General features: G+C 73.1%; 24 protein-coding genes. 5 read left to right on the top strand and 19 right to left on the bottom strand.

Annotated features, from left to right (window positions below):
• Window positions 1-93: 93 nt before the first annotated feature.
• From ACIGG8_RS37845 to ACIGG8_RS37815, 7 genes are all read right to left on the bottom strand, one after another.
• The gene (locus ACIGG8_RS37845; RefSeq protein WP_396553143.1) at window positions 94-1053 is read right to left on the bottom strand and encodes a phosphatidylinositol-specific phospholipase C; all 960 of its coding nucleotides are present in this window, start codon (window positions 1051-1053) and stop codon (window positions 94-96) included.
• A 234-nt stretch (window positions 1054-1287) separates the two neighbouring features.
• Window positions 1288-2163 carry an ABC transporter permease gene (locus tag ACIGG8_RS37840; RefSeq protein WP_396553142.1) on the bottom strand — a complete coding sequence of 292 codons (876 nt, stop codon included), beginning with the start codon at window positions 2161-2163 and terminating at the stop codon, window positions 1288-1290.
• On the bottom strand, window positions 2123-3007 hold the full coding sequence (locus ACIGG8_RS37835) for an ATP-binding cassette domain-containing protein (protein ID WP_396553141.1): 885 nt from the start codon (window positions 3005-3007) through the stop codon (window positions 2123-2125). Before ACIGG8_RS37835 ends, ACIGG8_RS37840 begins: the two co-directional genes overlap by 41 nt.
• Window positions 3007-3483, bottom strand: coding sequence for a MarR family winged helix-turn-helix transcriptional regulator (locus ACIGG8_RS37830; protein WP_396553140.1), 477 nt, complete (start codon window positions 3481-3483; stop codon window positions 3007-3009). Before ACIGG8_RS37830 ends, ACIGG8_RS37835 begins: the two co-directional genes overlap by 1 nt.
• Before the next feature lie 41 nt (window positions 3484-3524).
• Window positions 3525-3992 carry an NUDIX domain-containing protein gene (locus ACIGG8_RS37825; RefSeq protein WP_396553139.1) on the bottom strand — a complete coding sequence of 156 codons (468 nt, stop codon included), beginning with the start codon at window positions 3990-3992 and terminating at the stop codon, window positions 3525-3527.
• A 75-nt stretch (window positions 3993-4067) separates the two neighbouring features.
• Complete coding sequence (locus ACIGG8_RS37820; RefSeq protein WP_396553138.1) at window positions 4068-4316, bottom strand: hypothetical protein; 249 nt, start codon at window positions 4314-4316, stop codon at window positions 4068-4070.
• Entirely contained in the window at window positions 4316-4519 is a 204-nt protein-coding gene (locus ACIGG8_RS37815; protein ID WP_396553137.1) for a hypothetical protein, read from the bottom strand. Before ACIGG8_RS37815 ends, ACIGG8_RS37820 begins: the two co-directional genes overlap by 1 nt.
• Before the next feature lie 115 nt (window positions 4520-4634).
• Between ACIGG8_RS37815 and ACIGG8_RS37810 the strand changes: the two genes are divergently transcribed.
• From ACIGG8_RS37810 to ACIGG8_RS37800, 3 genes are all read left to right on the top strand, one after another.
• On the top strand, window positions 4635-5474 hold the full coding sequence (locus ACIGG8_RS37810) for a helix-turn-helix transcriptional regulator (protein WP_396553136.1): 840 nt from the start codon (window positions 4635-4637) through the stop codon (window positions 5472-5474).
• Window positions 5471-5680, top strand: a complete 210-nt coding sequence (locus tag ACIGG8_RS37805; protein ID WP_396553135.1) for a DUF397 domain-containing protein — start codon at window positions 5471-5473, stop codon at window positions 5678-5680. The genes ACIGG8_RS37810 and ACIGG8_RS37805 overlap by 4 nt, the downstream gene beginning before the upstream one ends.
• 83 nt (window positions 5681-5763) lie before the next feature.
• Window positions 5764-5967, top strand: a complete 204-nt coding sequence (locus ACIGG8_RS37800) for a DUF397 domain-containing protein (RefSeq protein ID WP_396553134.1) — start codon at window positions 5764-5766, stop codon at window positions 5965-5967.
• Window positions 5968-6041: 74 nt separating this feature from the next.
• On the opposite strand, the gene ACIGG8_RS37795 is transcribed toward ACIGG8_RS37800, so the two are convergent.
• Genes ACIGG8_RS37795 through ACIGG8_RS37780 form a run of 4 tightly spaced genes read right to left on the bottom strand, consistent with a single transcriptional unit; the run spans window position 6042 to window position 9091 of the window.
• The gene (locus ACIGG8_RS37795; protein ID WP_396553133.1) at window positions 6042-6977 is read right to left on the bottom strand and encodes a hypothetical protein; all 936 of its coding nucleotides are present in this window, start codon (window positions 6975-6977) and stop codon (window positions 6042-6044) included.
• Complete coding sequence (locus tag ACIGG8_RS37790) at window positions 6974-7645, bottom strand: hypothetical protein (RefSeq protein ID WP_396553132.1); 672 nt, start codon at window positions 7643-7645, stop codon at window positions 6974-6976. The genes ACIGG8_RS37795 and ACIGG8_RS37790 overlap by 4 nt, the downstream gene beginning before the upstream one ends.
• Window positions 7635-8963, bottom strand: coding sequence for a WXG100 family type VII secretion target (locus ACIGG8_RS37785; RefSeq protein ID WP_396553131.1), 1329 nt, complete (start codon window positions 8961-8963; stop codon window positions 7635-7637). The genes ACIGG8_RS37790 and ACIGG8_RS37785 overlap by 11 nt, the downstream gene beginning before the upstream one ends.
• A complete protein-coding gene (locus ACIGG8_RS37780; RefSeq protein ID WP_396553130.1) occupies window positions 8963-9091 on the bottom strand; it encodes a hypothetical protein in 129 nt (42 codons plus the stop codon). Before ACIGG8_RS37780 ends, ACIGG8_RS37785 begins: the two co-directional genes overlap by 1 nt.
• Before the next feature lie 472 nt (window positions 9092-9563).
• Between ACIGG8_RS37780 and ACIGG8_RS37775 the strand changes: the two genes are divergently transcribed.
• On the top strand, window positions 9564-10283 hold the full coding sequence (locus ACIGG8_RS37775; RefSeq protein WP_396553129.1) for a hypothetical protein: 720 nt from the start codon (window positions 9564-9566) through the stop codon (window positions 10281-10283).
• A 422-nt stretch (window positions 10284-10705) separates the two neighbouring features.
• Window positions 10706-12331 (top strand): alpha/beta fold hydrolase, encoded by a 1626-nt coding sequence (locus ACIGG8_RS37770; RefSeq protein ID WP_396553128.1) that lies wholly within the window; start codon window positions 10706-10708, stop codon window positions 12329-12331.
• A gap of 281 nt (window positions 12332-12612) precedes the next feature.
• On the opposite strand, the gene ACIGG8_RS37765 is transcribed toward ACIGG8_RS37770, so the two are convergent.
• From ACIGG8_RS37765 to ACIGG8_RS37730, 8 genes are all read right to left on the bottom strand, one after another.
• On the bottom strand, window positions 12613-13551 hold the full coding sequence (locus tag ACIGG8_RS37765; RefSeq protein WP_396553127.1) for an alpha/beta hydrolase: 939 nt from the start codon (window positions 13549-13551) through the stop codon (window positions 12613-12615).
• On the bottom strand, window positions 13548-14243 hold the full coding sequence (locus ACIGG8_RS37760; protein ID WP_396553126.1) for an indole-3-glycerol-phosphate synthase: 696 nt from the start codon (window positions 14241-14243) through the stop codon (window positions 13548-13550). The genes ACIGG8_RS37765 and ACIGG8_RS37760 overlap by 4 nt, the downstream gene beginning before the upstream one ends.
• The gene (locus tag ACIGG8_RS37755) at window positions 14240-14962 is read right to left on the bottom strand and encodes an N-(5'-phosphoribosyl)anthranilate isomerase (protein WP_396553125.1); all 723 of its coding nucleotides are present in this window, start codon (window positions 14960-14962) and stop codon (window positions 14240-14242) included. The genes ACIGG8_RS37760 and ACIGG8_RS37755 overlap by 4 nt, the downstream gene beginning before the upstream one ends.
• Window positions 14959-16104 (bottom strand): acyl-CoA dehydrogenase family protein, encoded by a 1146-nt coding sequence (locus tag ACIGG8_RS37750; RefSeq protein WP_396553124.1) that lies wholly within the window; start codon window positions 16102-16104, stop codon window positions 14959-14961. The genes ACIGG8_RS37755 and ACIGG8_RS37750 overlap by 4 nt, the downstream gene beginning before the upstream one ends.
• 192 nt (window positions 16105-16296) lie before the next feature.
• On the bottom strand, window positions 16297-16671 hold the full coding sequence (locus ACIGG8_RS37745) for an ectoine synthase (RefSeq protein ID WP_350519317.1): 375 nt from the start codon (window positions 16669-16671) through the stop codon (window positions 16297-16299).
• On the bottom strand, window positions 16665-17585 hold the full coding sequence (gene trpA / locus ACIGG8_RS37740; RefSeq protein ID WP_396553123.1) for a tryptophan synthase subunit alpha: 921 nt from the start codon (window positions 17583-17585) through the stop codon (window positions 16665-16667). The genes ACIGG8_RS37745 and trpA overlap by 7 nt, the downstream gene beginning before the upstream one ends.
• The gene (locus ACIGG8_RS37735; protein WP_350519315.1) at window positions 17578-18609 is read right to left on the bottom strand and encodes a hypothetical protein; all 1032 of its coding nucleotides are present in this window, start codon (window positions 18607-18609) and stop codon (window positions 17578-17580) included. Before ACIGG8_RS37735 ends, trpA begins: the two co-directional genes overlap by 8 nt.
• 4 nt (window positions 18610-18613) lie before the next feature.
• Window positions 18614-18883, bottom strand: a complete 270-nt coding sequence (locus ACIGG8_RS37730; protein ID WP_350519314.1) for an acyl carrier protein — start codon at window positions 18881-18883, stop codon at window positions 18614-18616.
• Window positions 18884-18893 lie beyond the last annotated feature (10 nt).

Below are 18893 nucleotides of genomic sequence, written 5' to 3'. Positions count from 1 at the left end.
GGGCCACCGGCCTACCCACACACGCCGGACACACGCCGACGGCCAGCACAAAGATCAACTGACTGGCCATCGGCCACTACCTGCGGATTCGGGTCAGAGGCCGAAGTTCCAGTCGACGATCATCTGCAGCAGGTCCTTGCGCTCGTCCACGAAGTCCATCGCGATCACGCCGTAGTGCGCGCGTTGGGAGATGCGGGGCGTCAGGTACTCCTGGATGGAGGGGTTGACGACCTTGGCGATCTTGTACGGGTCCTCGGGGAAGGCGCTGGCGCTGGCGAAGTGGATGTACAGCCTGTTGTCGTCCTGGCCGTAGAACGCCTGGTCCAGTCCCCACTTGACTCGCTGGACCTTCTGGCTGGAGCTGTCGCCGAAGTAGTCCTGCAGCCAGATCCGGGAGGTGTCGCCCCAGCGCAGGGGGTCGTAGCGGCCGTCGCCCCAGGTGAAGTCCGACATGATGGGGACGATCTTGCCGCGGACCTGGCCCAGCGTGGGCAGTCCCTTGGGGAGCGAGCCGGTCTTGGGGAGCCAGAACCAGGGCCGGTAGTTGCCCTTCCCGTCGTAGCCGTCCATGTAGTAGTTGAAGATCTCGCTGAACCGGTAGTCCTGTCCCTCGGTGTACTCCTTGCGGATCCGCATGATGATCGTCTCGCCGGGGTTCGACTTCAGGAAGTCGATGCACAGGTTCAGCACGTCGCCGAAGTTGATCTTCTGGTAGATCTTGTCGTGGTGGATGGTGAAGACGTCGCCCGCGATCCGGCACCGGATGTCGAGGAAGCGCACCCCTGCCTGGAGCTGCTGGGGGATGCGCCACTCCTGGCACTGGGCGTAGCCGAAGGAGCCGCTGTCGTAGAGCGCGCAGGTCTCGTGGGTCCCGGGGATCGTCAGCTGCGACAGCTTCACGTTGTCGCCCAGCAGCGACATCCACTTGTTGGTGGGGCGGTGGACGAGGCGGTCCGGTGCGGCAAAGGCCGCGCCCGGGCCGGCGATGCCCAGGGCGCCGGTGGTGGCCGCGAGTGCCGCACCCCTGAGCAGGGTCCTACGGTTGATCGTCATGCAAGAAACCTCCGGTAGCGGGGCCCTGATGGTGATCGGGGGCGTGAACGTCCCCCCTTTCGCCCCAACGGGCCTGCGCCCCGGCCGGGTTCATCGCCTGCGAACGTTCCCGCGGGCGGGCGGCCCGCGGTGCGCTTCGCGGCCCCCTCCGCCGGTGCCCGGGCAGGCGTGGTCTCCCGCCCTGGCGGCGGCGGGCCACGGCGCGCACCGCCCGGGGACGGACGGCCGCACGTCCTACCGCGCCAGGCGGCCGAGGAGGGCGGAGGCGGCGGCGATGCCGGCCAGGGCGGCGGCGGTGAGGACGGCGAAGTCCAGCGGCAGGTGGGCGGGGGTGCCGATGAGCAGGCCGCGCAGCGCGTCGACCTGGTAGCTGAGCGGGTTGGCCTTGCTGACGGCCTGCAGCCAGGGCGGCATCAGCTCCACCGGGTAGAGGGCGTTGGAGGCGAAGAACAGCGGCATGGTGATGGCCTGGCCGATGCCCATCAGGCGGTCGCGGGTCAGGACGATCCCGGCGATGGCCATCGACAGGCAGGAGAAGAACGCCGAGCCGAGCAGCACCGCCGCCACCACGCCGAGCAGGCGCAGCGGGTTCCAGGTCATGGCGACGCCGAGGAGGGCGGCGATCAGGACGACGACGGCGGCCTGCAGGACGGCCTTGACGCCGGCGGCGAAGGCCTTGCCGGTGACGAGGGCGGCGCGGGGGGTGGGGGTGACCAGGAGTTTGGTGAGGACGCCGGAGTCCCGCTCCCAGATGATCATGATGCCGTAGAAGATCGCGATGAACATCGCGGACTGGGCGATGATGCCGGGTGCGAGGTAGTCGAGGTAGGGGATGCCGCCGGTGGGGATGACCTTGAGGCGGGTGAAGGTCTGGCCGAAGATCAGCAGCCACAGGGCGGGCTGGATCGCGCGGGTGTACAGCTCGGTGCGGTCGTGGCGCAGTTTCTGCAGTTCGACCGCGCACATCGCGCTGATGCGGGCGGGGACCAGGAGCCAGCCGGTGCGGGCACGCGGGGGCACCAGCAGCAGGCCCAGGTCGGGCCCGGCGGCGGGGCCGGGTCCGGGGGGTTCAGCCGACGCGGCCTGCGGTGCGGCGGGTACGGCGGACATCGCCGAAGTCTCCTTCCGTGGCGTCGGCCAGGTCGCGGCCGGCGTAGTGGCGGAACACGTCGTCGAGGGTGGGCTCGTCGTGGGAGGAGCCGTCGTGGGCGGGGTCGCCGTGGTGCGGGTCCGCCCCGCGGATGCGGTCCTTGAGCTCGGCGGGGGTGCCCAGCGCGCGGATGCGGCCGCGGTCCATGAGGGCGATCCGGTCGCAGTGGCGGTCGGCCTCGTCCATGTAGTGGGTGGTGACCAGGACGGTCATGCCGGTGGCCCGGCGCACGGCGTCCACCCGCTCCCACACGCCGGTGCGGGCGATCGGGTCCAGGCCGATGGTGGGTTCGTCCATCACCAGCAGGCGCGGGGCGCTGACCAGGGCCTGGGCGAGTTCGAGGCGGCGCACCATGCCGCCGGAGTAGGTGGCGGCCATCCGGTCGGCGGCGTCGGTGAGGTCGACCGCGGCCAGGGCCTGGGCGACGCGCTCGGCGCGCTCCGCGCGCGGCACGTCGAAGACCCGGGCGAACAGGGCGACGTTCTCGCGCCCGGTCAGCCCGGAGTCCGCGGACAGCTGCTGGGGCACGTAGCCGAGCAGGCGGCGCACCTGCATGGGGCGGCGGGCGGCGTCGTTCCCGAAGACGCGCACCATGCCGGCGCCGACCGGCAGCAGGGTGGTGATCGCGCGGATCGTGGTGGTCTTGCCCGCGCCGTTGGGCCCGAGCAGGCCGAACACCTCGCCGGTGCGCACGGTGAGGTCGATGCCGTCCACGGCCTTCGTCCCGCGGCCCCGGCCCCGGCGGCCGCCGCCGCCGAAGGTGTACTCCAGGCCCTCGCACACCACGGCCTGCGCTTCGTTCATCACGGCTCCTCGGGCAGGTCGCGCAGGCCCCGGGCGAGGGAGCGCAGCGCGGGCAGGGCGGCGGTCAGGGCCTGCTGCTGGTCGGCGGGCAGGCCGGCGACCAGGTCCTCCATCAGCGCGCGGCGGCGCCGGCGCCACGCCTCGATCCGCTCGACGGCCGCGTCGGTGGCGAACAGCAGAGCGGCACGGCGGTCGGCCGGGTCGCTCTCGCGGCGCAGCAGGCCCTGCGCGGCGAGCTGGTTGACGAGCGTGGACACCGAGTTCCCGGCCAGGCACAGCTCCTCGGCGGCCTGCGAGACCCGCAGGCCGGGGCTGTCCATGGCCAGGCGCAGCAGCTCGACCTGGGCGCCGCGCAGCCGGGGCCGGTCGGCCGTCTTGCGCAGGCGGCGGCGGACCAGGCGCTGGATGCCGACGAGGAGGGCGGAGAACTCGTCGGCCGGCGTCGTGGACGGTGGTGCGGGCTCCGTGACGGCCATGGCCCCCATTTTAGCTCTCAGTGAGAGGTATTTCAGGTGCTTCAGGTGGGGCGCTGTCCGTGGAGGAGGACCGGCAGGGCGCGGCCGGCGAGGGCTTCGGTGACGCGGGCGGCCTGGGCGGGAGCCATGCGCGCGGGCAGCTCGCGCACGGGGACGAAGCGGGCGCCGAGCAGTCCGCTGCGCTGCTGCGCCGGGACGGTGAGGGAGACGTCGTCGGGGACGGTGCCGCCCTCGAAGACGAGGTTGAGGCGTTCCAGGTGGCGGTCGGCGGGGGTGAAGTCGACCGCGAGGACGTCGTTCAGGCGCAGGTGCAGGCCGGTCTCGGCGTGCAGGTGGCGGGCCGCGGCCAGGTGCGGGGGCTCGTTGGGCTTGGCGGAGCCGCCGGGCAGGATCATGCCGTCCAGGTAGTCCGGGTCGACGAGCAGGACGTCGCCGCGCCGGTTGCGCACGAGGACGAGACAGCCGAGCCGGCACACCGGCGGCTTGGCGAGAAGGCGGGGGTCGCGCATCGGGCGGTTCACTTTCGAAGCGTGCGGGACAGAAGGAGGGCGAAACAGGCCGGCCGGGCGAGGCGGGCCAGGTGATCAGTCGTCATACGTCAGGCGCTCGTAGCGCAGCCCCTTGCGCAGGAGATCGAGGATGCGCAGCAGGTCCAGGGGGCGGGCCGAGCCCAGGTCGATCAGGTAGTTGCCGGTTCTGCGCCCGTACTCCCAGTCGACTTCGATCGAGGGCAACGTGACCCCACCGAGCGCGAGCACGGAGACGAGGTCCTCCACGACGCAGGCCGCCTGCCGCCGCTGCTCGGCGGTGGCACGGGAGAGCATCGATCCCATCACCGCTCCCCCGGCCTCGGGTGCACCTCGAACAGACGCCACGCGGTGTAGGCGTCCCCGAAGAACGTGAACGAGGCCAACTCGCCCGTCGCGTCGCTGCGCAGCCACTCCCCCGTGATCTCGTTCCGGACCCGGTAACGCTGCGCGTCGGGGTCGAACCGCACCCCGTACCCGTGGGAGCGGGGAACCTGTTCAGGAGCCATGGGGGAAACCCTCCGCGATCGATGTTTCACGTTCTGTGCACATGGTGACCCGACGTCACCTAGCATCGGAAGCAGAATTGGACTTGTCTTCCCGGACATCCAAGTTGGAGCACCCATGGTGAACATCAGGGAAATCGATCCAGAGTCAAGCCGCTGGGGGCCCTTCGGAGTTCTTCTCCGCAGGTCACGGCTGGCGGTCGGCCTCACCCAGGGGCAGCTCGCGAAGCGCATCGGGTGCCACCCGTCCACGGTCTCCGTCGCTGAAACTGCCACGAAGCAGGTGTCGAGACGCTTCGCCGAGAAGGCGGACGAAGTCCTCGGGACCAACGGCTCCCTGACGCTGATGTGGCTGCAGGCTTCCAACAGCGCCGGGCTGGCCGAAGGGTTCGCCGAGTTCTCCAAGCACGAGGCCCAGGCCACGGAGATAAGGCTGTTCGAAATCGGGGCCGTTCCTGGTTTGTTCCAGACCCGGTCCTATGCCGAGGCCGAGTTGGCCGGTGCCGTGGATCTGGGCGAGGTCACCACCGACCAGGCCGAGGAGCGCCTTGAATTCCGGATGGCCAGGCAGAAGTTCCTGGAACGCACGCCCCCTCCGCTGGTGTTCGTCGCCCTCGACGAGAGCGCACTCCGATGGCAACTCGGCGGTCCCGCCGTCATGGTGGAGCAGCTCCGGCGGCTCGAAGACCTGGCCGACGGACTGCCGAACATGCTGATCCAGGTCGTCCCCTTCACCATGGGGGTCCACCGGTCCTTCCGCTCAGCCGTCACCCTGCTGACCGTCGGGGACAACACCCAGCTCGGATACACCGAGACACTGCACCGGGGCTTCCTCGAACGCGATCGGGCCACTGTCGTGACGTGGCGCAGGAGATACGATCGTCTCCAGGTAGACGCACCGACCAGGGCCGACTCCCTGGCCATGATCAGAAGCATCCGGAAGGAAATGGCACCATGAGCTCCAGCCTCGACCTGTCCTCCGCCCTCTGGGTCAAGTCCTCCCGCAGCACCGACGGGGGTCAGTGCATCGAGGTCGCTCCTGGTTTCCCGAACGTGATGCCCGTACGCGACTCCAAGGACCCCTCCGGCCCGGCGCTCGTCTTCTCCTCCTCCGCCTGGCAATCCTTCGTCGCCGCCGTCCGCAGCGGCGAATTCGACGCCTGACAGGCCTACTTCGCAACGGAGTGGGAAGTCGTCCCCATCGACTTCCCACTCCGTTCGCGCAACCCGACCAGGAGGAACCCGCCATGGACCCCGCGCACCTCACCACTTGGCGCAAGAGCACCTACAGCGGCGGGTCAAACGGCTGCATCGAGGTCGCCGACGGCTTCACCGGCGTCATGCCCGTCCGTGACTCCAAGGACCCCTCCGGCCCGGCGCTCGTCTTCTCCTCCTCCGCCTGGCAGTCCTTCGTCACCGCCGTCCGCACCGGCGAGTTCGACGGCCGGTAGGCCCACCGTGCGCCGGAGTGGGAAGTCGGTCCCGCCGACTTCCCACTCCGCTCGCCGCCGCTGCCGGCACCGTGTCAGGTGGTCGCCAGGAGGAGACCACCGAGGGCGGCGGTGACGAGCACCGTCAGCAGGACTACGCGGGCGCGGTAGGCGTTCCTGGCCTTGTCGTCGTCGAACATGCCGAAGAAGCCCCCCATCACAAGGAAGTAGGCCACCGCGGCCATGACCGTCAGGGTCGGGTCGGGTCGGGCGACCTGCAACAGTCCCAGCCACGCCGCTGAGAGCACTGCTGCGGCCGCGGCGAACGGCCACCCCGTCACTCCGCGCAGCCGCTCCCGGGCGCGCCGGGCGCGCTCGGTGAGGCGCCGGCGGGCCGGGCCGGGCGGGCGTGGCGGACGGGGCTTGCGGGCCGTCCACAGCACGGCTGCTCCGATCGCCGCGTTGAGGCCGAGGAAGCCCAGGAGCGGGGCCGGGGAGTCGGCTTCGCCGGGGAGTTCGGGCGCGACCCGCCCGGCCGGGTCCACCCGGACGGTGACGGTGTCCCCGGGCTTGAAGCGCTGCGAGTCCGGTACGAGGTCCCCGCCGGGAACGGCCCCGCCGTCCCTCGGGAGGAGGGTGTAGGACCGCACCACGCCCCGGCCGGTCCTCTCGACCTTCTCCTGCAGCACCACGGCGCTCACGTCCGTGCCGGAGCGCAGGACCAGGTGGTGCCAGGCGCCGGTGCCGGCCAGGCAGGCGAACAGGGCCGCGACGGCCGTGACCGCGACCAGGGCGCCCTCGTCCTTCCCGAACCGGCGCATCCCGTCGGCGTCGCGCCGCGCCGCGAGTGCGGCGGTCACGGCGACGGGGTGGAGGAGCCCGAGGAGGACGGCGAGGAGCGTACTGACGTACACCTCCGCGGCGATGACGCCGAGGATGATGCCGGTCGAGACGGCGATGACGCCGAGCGCGTGGCCGAGCCGGTGGCGGCGCTCCTCGCGCACGGCCCGGTCGGTGCGGGCGGTCGTCAACCGAACGCCTTGCGGATGTTGTCCCACTGCTCGGGCGGCAGGTCGTCCCCTGTCTCGTCGCGGGGCGGGTGGAAGGAGATGCCGCCGACCGCGCCGGCGATCGCCGGCAGCCACTCCTGCCAGTACTCGGCCTGCTCGGTGGTGAAGACGGCCGCGATCACGTGGGGGCTCCACGGGTGCGGGATCAGGAACTCCACCTGCCGCACGGTGGTGGCCGTCGACTGCGGCACGCCGTAGAGCGCGCCGGGCACCGCTACCGGCACGTCGCGGACGGCCACCGCGGTGCGTCCGGGGGGCAGTTCGAGCACGCCGACGTCCGCCTGCGGCCAGGCGGCGGCCAGCCGGTCGGCGATGCGCTGCGGGTAGCTGCCCGGGGGGCCGGTTTCCTCGGGGCGGACGAAGACGGTGAACACGCCGACGACCGGGGCGCCGTCCGAGGCCCGCGCCAGGCGGGCGGACAGGTGGACGGCGCCTTCGCGCAGCTGGTTCTGCAGGGCGGTCTCGGTGGCGATGACGAGGCTGAGCCGCTGCTCGGGGCGGGCGTCGGCGAAGACGGTGTCCAGGGCACCGGCGGTGCGTGCCATCCGCTCGCCCGCATCCTCGGTGAGGTCGACGGCGGTGAAGCCGTCGGGCGGGGCGAGCCAGAGCGGGGGTGTGTCAGCGGCCATTGCCCCTCAACCATCCGTACAGTCCGAAGGCGTTGCCGACCGCGAGGACCCCGCCGACGACCTTGGCCGGCGTGCTGCCGCCCCAGGCCATGCCGGTGCCGCCCATGACGTTGGCGGCGCCGGTGGTGTTGTTCACCGCGCTGTTGAGGCCGTCGCCGGGCGTGTCCGTGAACAGGGTGGCGGCGGTCGGTGCGGCCAGCGCGAGCGAGGTGGCGCCCTGGACGCCGTCGGAGAGGTCCTGGGCGCGCTCCAGGGGGACGCCGAGTTTCAGGGCCGGTTTCTCGACCGCGACCCGGAACAGCGGGTTCTGCGGGTCGAGGTACTTGACCCCGCGGACCCCGGAGGCCGCCTCGGAGGCCCCGGCCCTGGCGCCCGCGGCGGCGCCCGTCTTGACGCCGACCTTCACGGCGGTGACCGAGCCCTTGGCCGCCGCCCCGAGCAGCGGGACGGCGCCCAGGAGGTCCCCGGACAGGGTCAGGTAGTTGCCGACCTTGTCCCAGGTCGGGGGCCACAGTCCCTTGGCGCCGTACTGCGCGGCGTGCGCGCCGGCCGCGGCCAGGCTCAGGGCGACGGCGGCCAGGGCCAGCGGCGGGAAGAAGATCGCCGCGACGCCGGCGACGCTCGCGGCCACGGTCAGCAGGTCGGCGCCGTGCTTGCCGAACCAGTCGCCGACCTTGTCGAGCCAGCCCGGTTCCGGCGGGGCCTTGCTGTCGGCGGCCTTGCGGATGGCGTCGGCGGTTTTGCGCGCGTCGCCGGTGTGGGTGGTGTGCAGGGTGGCGCCCTGGCTCAGCAGGTGGCCCAGTTCGTCGCCCGCGCTGCGGACGGTGGCGGCGGCCTCGTCGAGGTGCTTCTTGGCCGCGTTGTAGCGGGCGGTGGCGTCGGCGAGGGAGGCGTCGTCGGGGAAGGTCTGCCCGGCCAGTTCGAGATCGGGGTGGGCGGCGGCCGCGGTGTGGGCCTGTTCGGCCTCCGTCTTGTGCCGGCGGGCGGCGAGGGCGGCGCGCTCCAGCTCCGCCGCCTTGGGCTGATGTTCGGCCAGGGCCTTGTACCAGGTGTCGAGGGCGCCGTAGGCGGTGGTGATCGAGTCGGAGGCGTCCTTGAGGTAGTCGGGGAGCTTGCCGAACTGCTCGGCGAACTTGTCGGCGGCGGTGCCGGTCCACTGGCCCTCGTGGCGGGAGAGCTGCGCGAGCGTGGTGTGGATGCTGCCCAGGTGGCCGGCGACCCGGCGCAGGGTGGCGCTCAGGGCGGTGACGGCGCCCTGGTCGCCGGGCGCGGGGTCGAAGCCGAGGCCGGGCCAGGCGGCGGGCTGCTGGTCGGCCATCAGGCGGCCTGCGGGGTCAGGGCCTTGACGATGCTCTGCTCGGTGCCGTCGTACTCCCGCTGGATCCTCTCCAGCCCTTCGACGAGGACCTTGACGGATTCGCGGACCTTGCCAGCCCGTAGTCCCACGTGTCCTGGAAGTGCTTGCCGGCGTCCTCCAGGAAGTCGTAGCCCAGCCCGGCTCGGCCCGCGCCCTTCAACGCCTGCAGTCCCTGGTCGAGTTCGTCGCCGCAGCCCTTGAGGTCCCGGCAGAGTTGGGCCACGAACTGCGGGCTGACCGTGAAGTCCGCCATCGAACACCCCCGCGTGTTGATCACTGTTTCGGCGAGAGGCTAACCGGGGGTCCGTGCACGTCCGGCCTGCGTTGACGCAACCCGTACGCGGCCCATACGACTTCCGTTCACGACCGGCGGGGCGCGCGGGGGTGAGGGGCGGGCGGGGGTGAGGGGGCGCACGGGGGCGGAGGTACTGCCGGTTCCACTCTGGCGCCGCCGGACGATCTCTGACACCATCTCAGCCGACGTGAACGAACCGTGTGCCAATCGTTCACTCCGCCTGCACAACAGTCGTAGCGCGTCACCGAGAAGATCTGAGGCCTGCCATGAAGACCCTACGGACCCACACCTCACACCTGCTGACGGTCGTGCTGCTGCTCCTGGGCATGATGACCGCCGCGTCCGCGCAGGCCCAGGCCACCCCGCAGCGGGTCGCCGGCTCCACCACCATCTGCTCCTTCTCCCCCATCCCCGACGGGTGGGTCGTCACCAGCTCGTACAGCAGCTGGGGCTGTCCCGGCTCCGGCGTCTCGTACACGATCACCGACACGGCCGGGCAGACCAACCTCGCCATCTGCTCCTTCTCCCCCAAGCCGGCCGGGTGGGTGATCACCAGCTCCTACAGCATCAACAACTGCGCGGGCAGCGGCGTCGCCTACGGCTTCCGCAACGTCGCCAACGACACCAACGTCGCCGCGTGCTCGATGACCCCGATACCGACCGGGTGGGTGATCACCAGCTCCTACAGCATCAACAACTGCGCGGGCACCGGCGTCGGCTACTCGCTCCACAACACGGCCAACGACACCCGCGTCGGCGCCTGCTCGATGACCCCGATCCCCACCGGGTGGGTCGTCACCAGCTCCTACAGCACCAACAACTGCGCCGGCACCGGTGTCGGCTACACCCTCGTCAAGATCACCACGGAGACCTACGCCGTCGTGTGCTCCTTCTCCCCGCTGCCCGCCGGCTGGGTCGTCAGCAACTACTACCCCAGCAACAACTGCTACGGCAGCGGCGTCGCCTACAACATCCGCAAGGCCTGACCACCGGCCGCCGGATCACCGCCGCGGGCCCGTGAGACGCCCCGGGCCGGGCCGCAGTGACCTCGCCGGCGGGCGAGGTCACTGCGGCCTGCGCGGCGCAGCGCGGACGTCGAAGGGCGCGGTGCCCCCGTCGGCGCCGGGGCGCCGCCCCTTTCCCGCCCCGCCCCCTCTCCCTCCCCCCTCGGGCCCCGCAGGAGTGGGCCGGTGTGCGCCGAGTGGAGCCCACGGCTGGTGACCGGGCGCACGCGAACACAGGCTGGGCCCCGGTGCTGCCCCTCCGGACCCTGCGGTGGCGGGCGGTGCCGCGCGGGGCCGTCCCGACCGGGGCGGCCGGGGGTGAGAGACGGGAACGCGACGTGGAACAGGACACCGGTCCGAGCACCCCTCACCATCAGCCCCCTCACTCGCGGGACGGAAGGCCCGTGGTGCCCGCCGCCGTGCCCCGGCACCGGCGCACCGTACGGCGGCTGCGGGCCGCGCTCGCGGCGGGCGCCGCCGTGTGCCTGCTGGCCGGCCCCGCCGCGCTGCCCGCCCACGCCGCGCCCCGCGCCGCCCCTCTCGGGCCGCCGGGCGTGACCGGGGTGCGGATGCCGCTGGGCACGGTCGCCCACAGCGCGGGCCGGGCCCGCTTCGAGCCGGGCCCCTGCCCGCGGACCGCCGACCCCGCGCCCCCCATCGAGGACGCCCGCTGCGGCACCCTCACCGTCCCCGAGAACCGCTCCCGTCACGACGGGCGCACCATCACCCTGGGCGTGGAGATCGTGCCCGCCGCCACCGGACGGCCGGCACCCGACCCGATCGTGTGGCTGGCCGGCGGGCCCGGCGACGACGCCGTCTCCGAGATCCAGCTGGCCCTGAACGGCGGCCTCAACCGCGACCGGGACGTCATCTTCATGTCCCAGCGCGGCACCTACTCGGCGCAGCCGGCCCTCACCTGCCCGAACATCGACCGGTTCACCGCGGACACCCTCGACCTGGTCTACGGCGCGCCGTCCACCCGGGACCTGCACGTCGAGCAGACCCGTATCTGCCGCGACGACCTGGCCGAGCGCACCGGCGACCTCGGCGCGTACAACAGCACCGAGAGCGCCGCCGACTACGCCGACCTGCGCGAAGCGCTGTGCCTGGAGGAGTGGAACGTCTTCGGCATCTCCTACGGATCCGACCTGGCCCTGCTCTACATGCGCGAACACCCCCGGGGGATCCGCTCGGTCGGCATCGACGGCATCCTGCCGCCGTCCCTGGCCGGCGGCGCCGCGACCTGGCAGGCCGCCCGGGAGGGCTTCGACGGCATCTTCGAGGCGTGCGCGCAGCAGAGCGCCTGCAACGAGCGCTATCCGGACCTGAAGGGCACCTTCGAGCACCTGGTCGGGGAGCTGGAGGCCCGCCCGGTGACGACCACCGTCACCGTGCCGGGCCGTGCGGAGCCGGTGGCGGTGACCCTGGACGGCGGGGTCCTGGTGAGCTGGCTGACCTTCGCGAGCCATCTGGCGCCGGGCGTGCCCCGTTCGATCGACGAGCTGGCCCACGGGAATCCGCAGCGGGTCGCCGAGCAGTGGGCGGGCGGCAAGCTCGGCCCGCAGGCGATCGGCCGGCTCTCCCACGGCCTGGCGTACGGGGTGTTCTGCGGCGAGTGGACGCCGTTCGAGAGCGAGGAGGAGGTGACCGAGGCCGGGCGGCGCGCCTTCCCGTCGTTCCCCGAGTCGGTGCTGGTCAACGCTCCGGGGCTGGCCTGGCTGCACGAGGACTGCCGGGCCTGGGACGTGCCGGCCGCGCCCGACTCGGTGCGGGAGGTGACGCGCAGTGCGATCCCCTCGCTCGTGCTGTCCGGCGGGTTCGACTCCCAGACCGCCCCGAGCAACGGCCCCTACGCCGCGCGGACGCTGCGCCGTTCGACCGAGGTGACGGTGCCCTACGTCGCCCACGTGGTGTTCGCCGACTCGGCGTGCGCGCAGTCGATCACCCGGTCGTTCTTCGACACGCCGGGTGCCCCGGACACGGGCTGCCTGGCGGGTCTGCAGCCGCCGGTGTTCGAGATCGGGGCGTGAGGGCGGCCCGGCCGCGCTCCACGGCATGCCCCGGCGCCCCCTGACCAGGCGCCCCGCTGCTCCCGGCCGGCCGGGGCGGCGGGGTGCCGGCGTCACCGGGCCGCGCGCAGGGCGGGCGGCGGGGCGGGCGGCGGGGCGGGCGGCGGGGCGGGCGGCGGGGCGGGCGCGGGTGCGGAGGGGGCGGCCCGGGCGGTGGGCGGGGCCGGGGCCCCGCCGTCCCTGCCCGAGGGGGCGGCGGGGCCCTTCTTCCCACCCTGCGCCAGGTGGTGTGCGGGCTGCGGTCAGCGGACCGCGGCCAGGACGGGCCGCGCGGCCGGGGCGGCCGGGGTGGCGGCCGCGGCGGGGGCCGTGGTGGTGGCGGGGGCTGCGGTGCGGCAGTCGTCGGTGAAGGCGAGGGCGCGCAGGTGGTAGGGGCGGGCGGCGTGGCCCAGGGAGAGGTTGTGGCCGGCGCCGTGGGCGGTGACCAGGTGGGCCAGGCCCGGGGGGAAGGCGGCGGTCAGGGCGGTGCGGTGGGCGGTGTCCAGGCGCCACCAGTGCTCGTGTTCGGCGAGGGTCAGGCGCACGGGCACGCGGACGCGGGCGGCGAGGGCGGCGTAGCGGGCGGGCCAGTCGGCGAGTTCGCGGGATTCGAGGGCGGGGACGGGGGTGAGCAGGGTGCGGGCGGCGTGGAAGGTGCCGGGCGGGTAGAGGCCGAGGGGGCCCCAGTTCAGGCGGCCGCCGCCGGCGAGGTCGTCGGGGCGGTCCCAGGCGCCGGGGGCGTAGTGCTGGGCGAGGCCGTTGATGTCGGCGCCGAGCAGGGGCAGGCGCGGGTCGTGGGGCCAGTGGGCGGCGAGGTGGAGGGCGATCTTGCCGCCGAAGGAGTGGGCGAGGAGCTGGACGCCGGCGCCGGTGGGGTGGGCGCGGGCGTAGTCGGTGAGGGCGGCGTGGAGGGTGGCGGCCTGGTCGGCGATGAGCTGGCCGGCGGGCAGGCGGTGGGCGGAGGCGCCGTGGCCGGGGCGGTCGATCGCGAGGACGGTGTAGCCGAGGTCGGCGGCCAGGGTGAGCAGGCTGGTGTCGGGGTGGGCGGGGCCGGCGAAGTAGGCGGCGCGCATGCCGCGGCCGTGGATGGCGAGGATGACGGCCTTGGGTTCGCCGTGTTCGGGTTCGGCGACCAGGGCCGAGAGCGGGATGCCGGCGGCGTCCAGGACCAGGGAGCGGGTGCGCAGGGGGTCGTTTCTCATGCCAGGGCCCCGGTGCGGGCGGTGTCGAGGGTGGTGAGCCAGGTGTCGAGGTCGTCGGTGCGCATGAGGGCGGTGCCGACGAGGAGGGCGGCGTAGCCGGCGTCCAGGAGGCGGGCGGCGGTGTGGGGGTCGGTGATGGCGGAGGCGGAGACGGGGGCGCGGCAGCCGGCGGCGCGGACGGCGGGCAGCAGGCGCAGGCTGCGCCGGAGGTCGCCGGGGTCGCGTTCGCGGGTGCGGATGTCCTTGTTGTTGACGGCGACGACGCAGCGGTCGATGTCGGGCAGGTGGTCGAGTTCGTGTTCGTCGGTGATCTCGACGAAGGGGGTCAGGCCCAGGGTGAGGGCGCAGGTGACCAGGCGGTTGAGGGAGGTGGCGGGCAGGAGGGCGGCGGTGAGCAGGACGGCGGAGGCGCCCATGGCGTGGGCGGCTTCGAGTTGGGCGGGGCGGGTGAGGAAGTCCTTCTGCAGGACGGGCAGGGTGGTGGTGGCGGTGACCTCGCGCAGCAGGCGGGTGGTGCCGCCGAACCAGCGGCCGGTGACGACGGACAGGCAGGGGGCGCCGGCCTGTTCGTAGCGGGTGACGAGGTCGGTGACGGTGCGTTCGCCCAGGAGGTCGTTGCCGTGGGGGTCGCGGAGTTTGACTTCCATGATGAGCGGGCGTCGGGCGGCCAGCAGGGTGTCGATGAAGGTCATACGGCGGTCTCCTGGAGGCGCGGGTGCCAGGCGCGGGTGAGGGCGGTGACGGCGTCGCGGGTGAGGCGGCCGGTGCGGTCGCGGGCGGCGGTGTCGATGTCGGCGCCGGCGTACAGGGGGTGGTCGGTGACGGTGCGGTAGGTGTCGCGGTTGGCGGTGTTGAGGCCGCCGGCGAGGAGGAAGGGGATGGTGAGGCGGGGCAGCAGGGCGTGGACGTGGTCGGGGTCCAGGCTCTGGCCGGTGGAGCCGACGCGGCCGTCGTCGGTGACGGTGTCCAGGAGGAAGAGGTCGCATCCGGCGCGTTCGAAGGCGCCGGTGAAGGCGCGTTCGAGGCAGCGTCCGCGGGAGAGGTGGAGGACTTTGACGAGGACGGCGTAGGGCAGTCGTTCGCGCAGGTCGGCGACGAGGGCGGGGTTCTGGTAGGCGTGGAGCTGGATCCAGCGGATGCCGGTGGCGCGGGCGAGGCGGGCGAGTTGGTCGGCGTCGTCGAGGAAGGTGACGAGGACGGGTTCCAGGCCCAGGCGGATGGCGGTGGCGGCGAGGTCGGCGAGGCGTTCGGGTTCGAGGTCGGCGGGGCCGTCGGGGACGCCGTGCCACAGGCCGACGAGGGTGGGGCCGGTGTCGGCGAGCAGGGCGAGGTCGGCGCGGGTGCGGGCGCCGCAGACCTTGAGGTGTCCGGGGCGCAGGGCGCGGGCGGGGGCGAGGGCGGGGGCGGTCACTTGCCCAGTCCCAGCATGGCGGCGATGCGGTTGTACTGGATCTCGTTGCTGCCGGAGTAGATGGTGCCGGCGACGGCGTTGCGCACGTCCTTCTCCAGTCCGTATTCGGACATGTAGCCGTTGCCGCCGAAGACCTGGACGGCGGCGAGGGAGGTGGCGAGGTTGGACTCGCTGGTGAGGAGTTTGGCGATGGCCATGTCGACGGTGACGTTGTCACCGGCTTCGAGGCGCTGGGCGGTGTCGTAGAGCCACTTGCGGGCGGTTTCCAGGCGGATCTTGGTGTCGACGATCTTGTTGGCGACGGACTGGTAGGAGCCGATGGGCTTGCCGAAGGACATGCGGGTCTTGGCGTAGTCCAGGCAGCGGTCCAGGCGGTGCTGCATCTCGCCGGTGTTGACGATGAAGGAGTAGAGGATCTCGCGTTTCATGACGTGGTCGAGGACCATGAAGCCGCCGCCGACGCGGCCCAGGACGCGGTCCTTGGGGACGCGGACGCCGTCGAGGAAGAGTTCGGACAGCGGGGAGGTGCGCAGGCCCATCTTCTTGATGGGGTTGCCGCAGCTGAGGCCGGGCATGTCGGCGTCCAGGAGGAAGGCGGTGACGCCGAGTGCGCCGCCCTGGGGGTGGGTGCGGGCGTAGACGACGATGACGTCGGCGACGGGGCCGTTGGAGACGAAGGTCTTGGCGCCGGTGAGGACGAAGTCGTCGCCGTCGCGTACGGCGCGGGTGCGCATCTGCATGGCGTCGGAGCCGCTGTCGGACTCGGTGATGGCGTGGGCGCCGATGGCCTCGCCGGAGGCGATGCGGGGCAGGTAGGCCTCTTTGAGGGCGGGTGAGCCGAAGGCCTGCAGGGGGACGCCGGTGGAGGCGATGGAGGTGGTGACGGAGAAGTTGAGGCCGCCGTCGCGGCAGGTCTGGCCGAGGCCTTCGAGGACGTACATGGTGGTGAGCAGGGACTGGCCCAGGCCGCCGTACTGTTCGTCGAAGGGCAGGGAGAGGATGCCGGTCTTCTGGATCAGGCGCCACTTGTCGTGGGAGAAGGCGGCCTGTTCGTCGCCTTCGATGTGGCCGGCGCTCAGGTCGTCGCCGAAGCGGGCCAGGCCCTCGCGCAGGGCCCTCTGGTCGGCGTTCCAGCGGATCACGGTGTTGCCGCCTTCCTCCCGGGCCCGCCTTTCGGGGGCCCGGGGTGGCAGGCCGGCGCACGGGTCGCCGGCGTTCGTCTGAACAGAAGGTCTCGCGCTCGGGGCCGGGGCGCTGCGGGCGCTGCGGGCGCTGCGGCCCGCCGGGCGGAAGGTGTCGTGCCGGGCGCGCCGGGCGTCCGGGCGCTGCGCCCGCTAGTAGGCGGAGGAGTTGTGGGCGTCGAGCTGGTGGACCTCGTCGCCGCGCAGGGCCGGGGAGAAGACGCAGACCAGGCGCAGGTCCTCGTGGGGGCTCGCGACCAGGTAGTGGGCGTCGTGCTCGTCGAGGGCGTACAGGCGGCCGGGGGTGATGGGGTGGGAGTTGCCGTCCATGTCGATGACCTCGCCGGAGCCGGCGATGCAGTAGCAGGCCTCCAGGTGGTTGCGGTACTCCAGGCGGGACTTGGTGCCGGCGTTGACGATGGTGTCGGTGAGGCTGTAGCCGAGGCCGTCGCTGGCCACCAGGAAGCGGCGGGACAGGCCGTTGCCCCACTCGACGGTCTTCACGTCGGCGATGTCGCGGATCAGCATGCCGGTTGTTCCTCTCGGGTGGTGGTGCTGGCGGGGGTGAGGGTGGTGGTGCCGGTGGTGCCGGTGCTGGTGCTGGTGGTGCTGTGGGCGGTGGTGCGTCCGCCGGGTGCGTCCGGCTGTGGGGGACGGGTGGGGCGGAGGTCGGTGAGGAAGGCGCGCAACTCCTCGACGGGGTCGAGGCCTTCGGTGTGGGCGTGTTCGATGCGGGCGACGGCGGCGGAGCCGACGATGGCGGCGTGGGCGCCGCTGTCGGCGACGGCCGTGAGGTCGGCGGGGGTCTTGACGCCGAAGCCGACGGCGACGGGGGTGGTGGGGGCGGCGGTGCGCAGGGCGGTGACGGTGTCGGCGAGGGCGCGGTGGCCGTGGGCGGGGGTGGTGCCGGAGCGGCCGTAGTGGGCGACGAGGTAGACGTAGGCGCCGGCGGCGCCGTGGGCGGCGGCGGTGAGGACCTCGGGGGTGGAGGCGGGGTAGCAGGTGGTGACCTGCGGGAGGCCTTCGTCGTGCAGGGCCTGCTGCCAGGCGGGGCGTACCCGTGGGGGCAGGGCGTGGACGAGGAGGGCGGCGGCTCCGGCGCGGGTGATGGCGCGGGCGGTGGCGGCGGGGTCGCGGTGGCGCAGGCTGTGGCTCCAGTCGGCGAGCAGGACGACCTTGAGGCGGGTGAGGTGCGGGGTGAGGTCGGCGAGTTCGGCGAGGACGGTGTCCAGGGTGGTGCCGGCGTCGAGGGCGCGGGCGGCGGAGCGGCGGATGACGGGGCCGTCGGTGGGCGAGTTGGGGAAGGGGACGGCGAGTTCGAGGACGTCGGTGCCGTGGGCGTCGAGCATGTGGGCGAGGTCGGCGAGGCGCCCGGCGGGGTCGCCGGCGTTGAGGAAGACCGCGAGGCCGAGTTCGCCGTCGGGGAAGAGGGGTTCAGACACCGGCTGCCTCCCGGGGGCGGGCGCCAAGGCGTTCGGCGAGCGCGCGGGGGGCGCCGTCGGCGAGGGCGTCCAGGGCGGTGGTGTAGGCGGTGTGCCAGCGGGTGTGGCGGCCGCTGGCGAGGGCGAGGGCGGCGGCGTTGAGCGCGATGGTGTGGGTGGCGGTGTCGCCGGCCTGGGCGCTGAGGGCGCGCAGGAAGTGGCCGGTGAGGTCGTCGGGGTGCGGCGCGAGGTCGGCGAGGGTGCCGGTGTCGGGGGCGACGGATCCGGCGGGCAGGTGGATGGCGCCGTCGGGGGTGTGGAGGGTGTTGTCGGCGAACGGCAGGAGCTCGTCGGCGCCGGCGCTGTTGTGGGCCAGCCACACGGTGCGGGTGGGGTTGCGGGCGGCGAGGGCGCGCAGGGCGTCCAGCGGGGCGGCGGCGCAGGCGCCGGTGAGCTGGGCGGTGACGGGGACGGTGGCGAGCAGCGGGCCGAGGGTGTTGAGGAAGGCGCCGAAGGGTTTGAGGGTGAGGGGGTAGAGGATGCGGGCCAGGCGGGTGAGGGCCGGCGGGTAGACGTGGGGGCCGGCGAAGGCGATGCCGTGGCGGGCGAGGTGGTCGGCGGTGGCGGCGTGGCCGGAGGTGAGGGTGATGCCCAGGCGTTCGAGGAGGTCGACGGAGCCGGCGGCGCTGGTGTAGGCGCGGGAGCCGGTTTTGACGACGGGGATGCCCATGGCGGCGGCGGTCAGGGCGGCGGCGGTGGAGAGGTTGAAGGTGGCGGGTCCGCCGCCGGTGCCGACGATGTTGACGCTGGCCGGGTGGGCGGGGCCGGGGTCGGGGGCGCGTTCGGTGAGGGAGGTGGTGAGGGCGGCGAGGGTCGCGGGCTCGGGCAGGCGGGTGGTGAGGCTGGCCAGCAGGGCCGCCGCCTGGGCCCGGTCGCTGTCGCGGGCCGGGCCCAGGGTGCGTTGCTCCAGCTGGTCCCACCACGAGCGCCAGGCTTCCAGGGGTACCGGGCGGCCGGCGAGGAGTGCGGTGAGGGCCGGGTGCATGGGATCAGCCGCCCACCGTGGCGCTGGCCGCGGCGCGGCGCTCGGTGATGAAGGCGTCGATGGCGGCGACCGAGCGGAAGTTGTTCGGGTCCAGGTCGGTGTCGTCGACGGGCAGGGAGAAGTGGTCCTCGACCCAGGCGATGAGCTTGAGGACGCCGAGGCTGTCGATGACGCCGTCGGAGAGCAGGTCGTGGTCGTCGGCGAGCTGCTCGGGGGTGACGTCGGGCAGGAACTCCTCGATGAGGAACCGCTTGATCTGGGTGATGTTGCTCATGGTGGCAACT

This window comes from Kitasatospora sp. NPDC085464, assembly GCF_044541955.1.
In the GTDB taxonomy this organism is placed as follows: Bacteria; Actinomycetota; Actinomycetes; order Streptomycetales; family Streptomycetaceae; genus Kitasatospora.
This window is presented reverse-complemented; position numbering and strand designations above follow the sequence as displayed.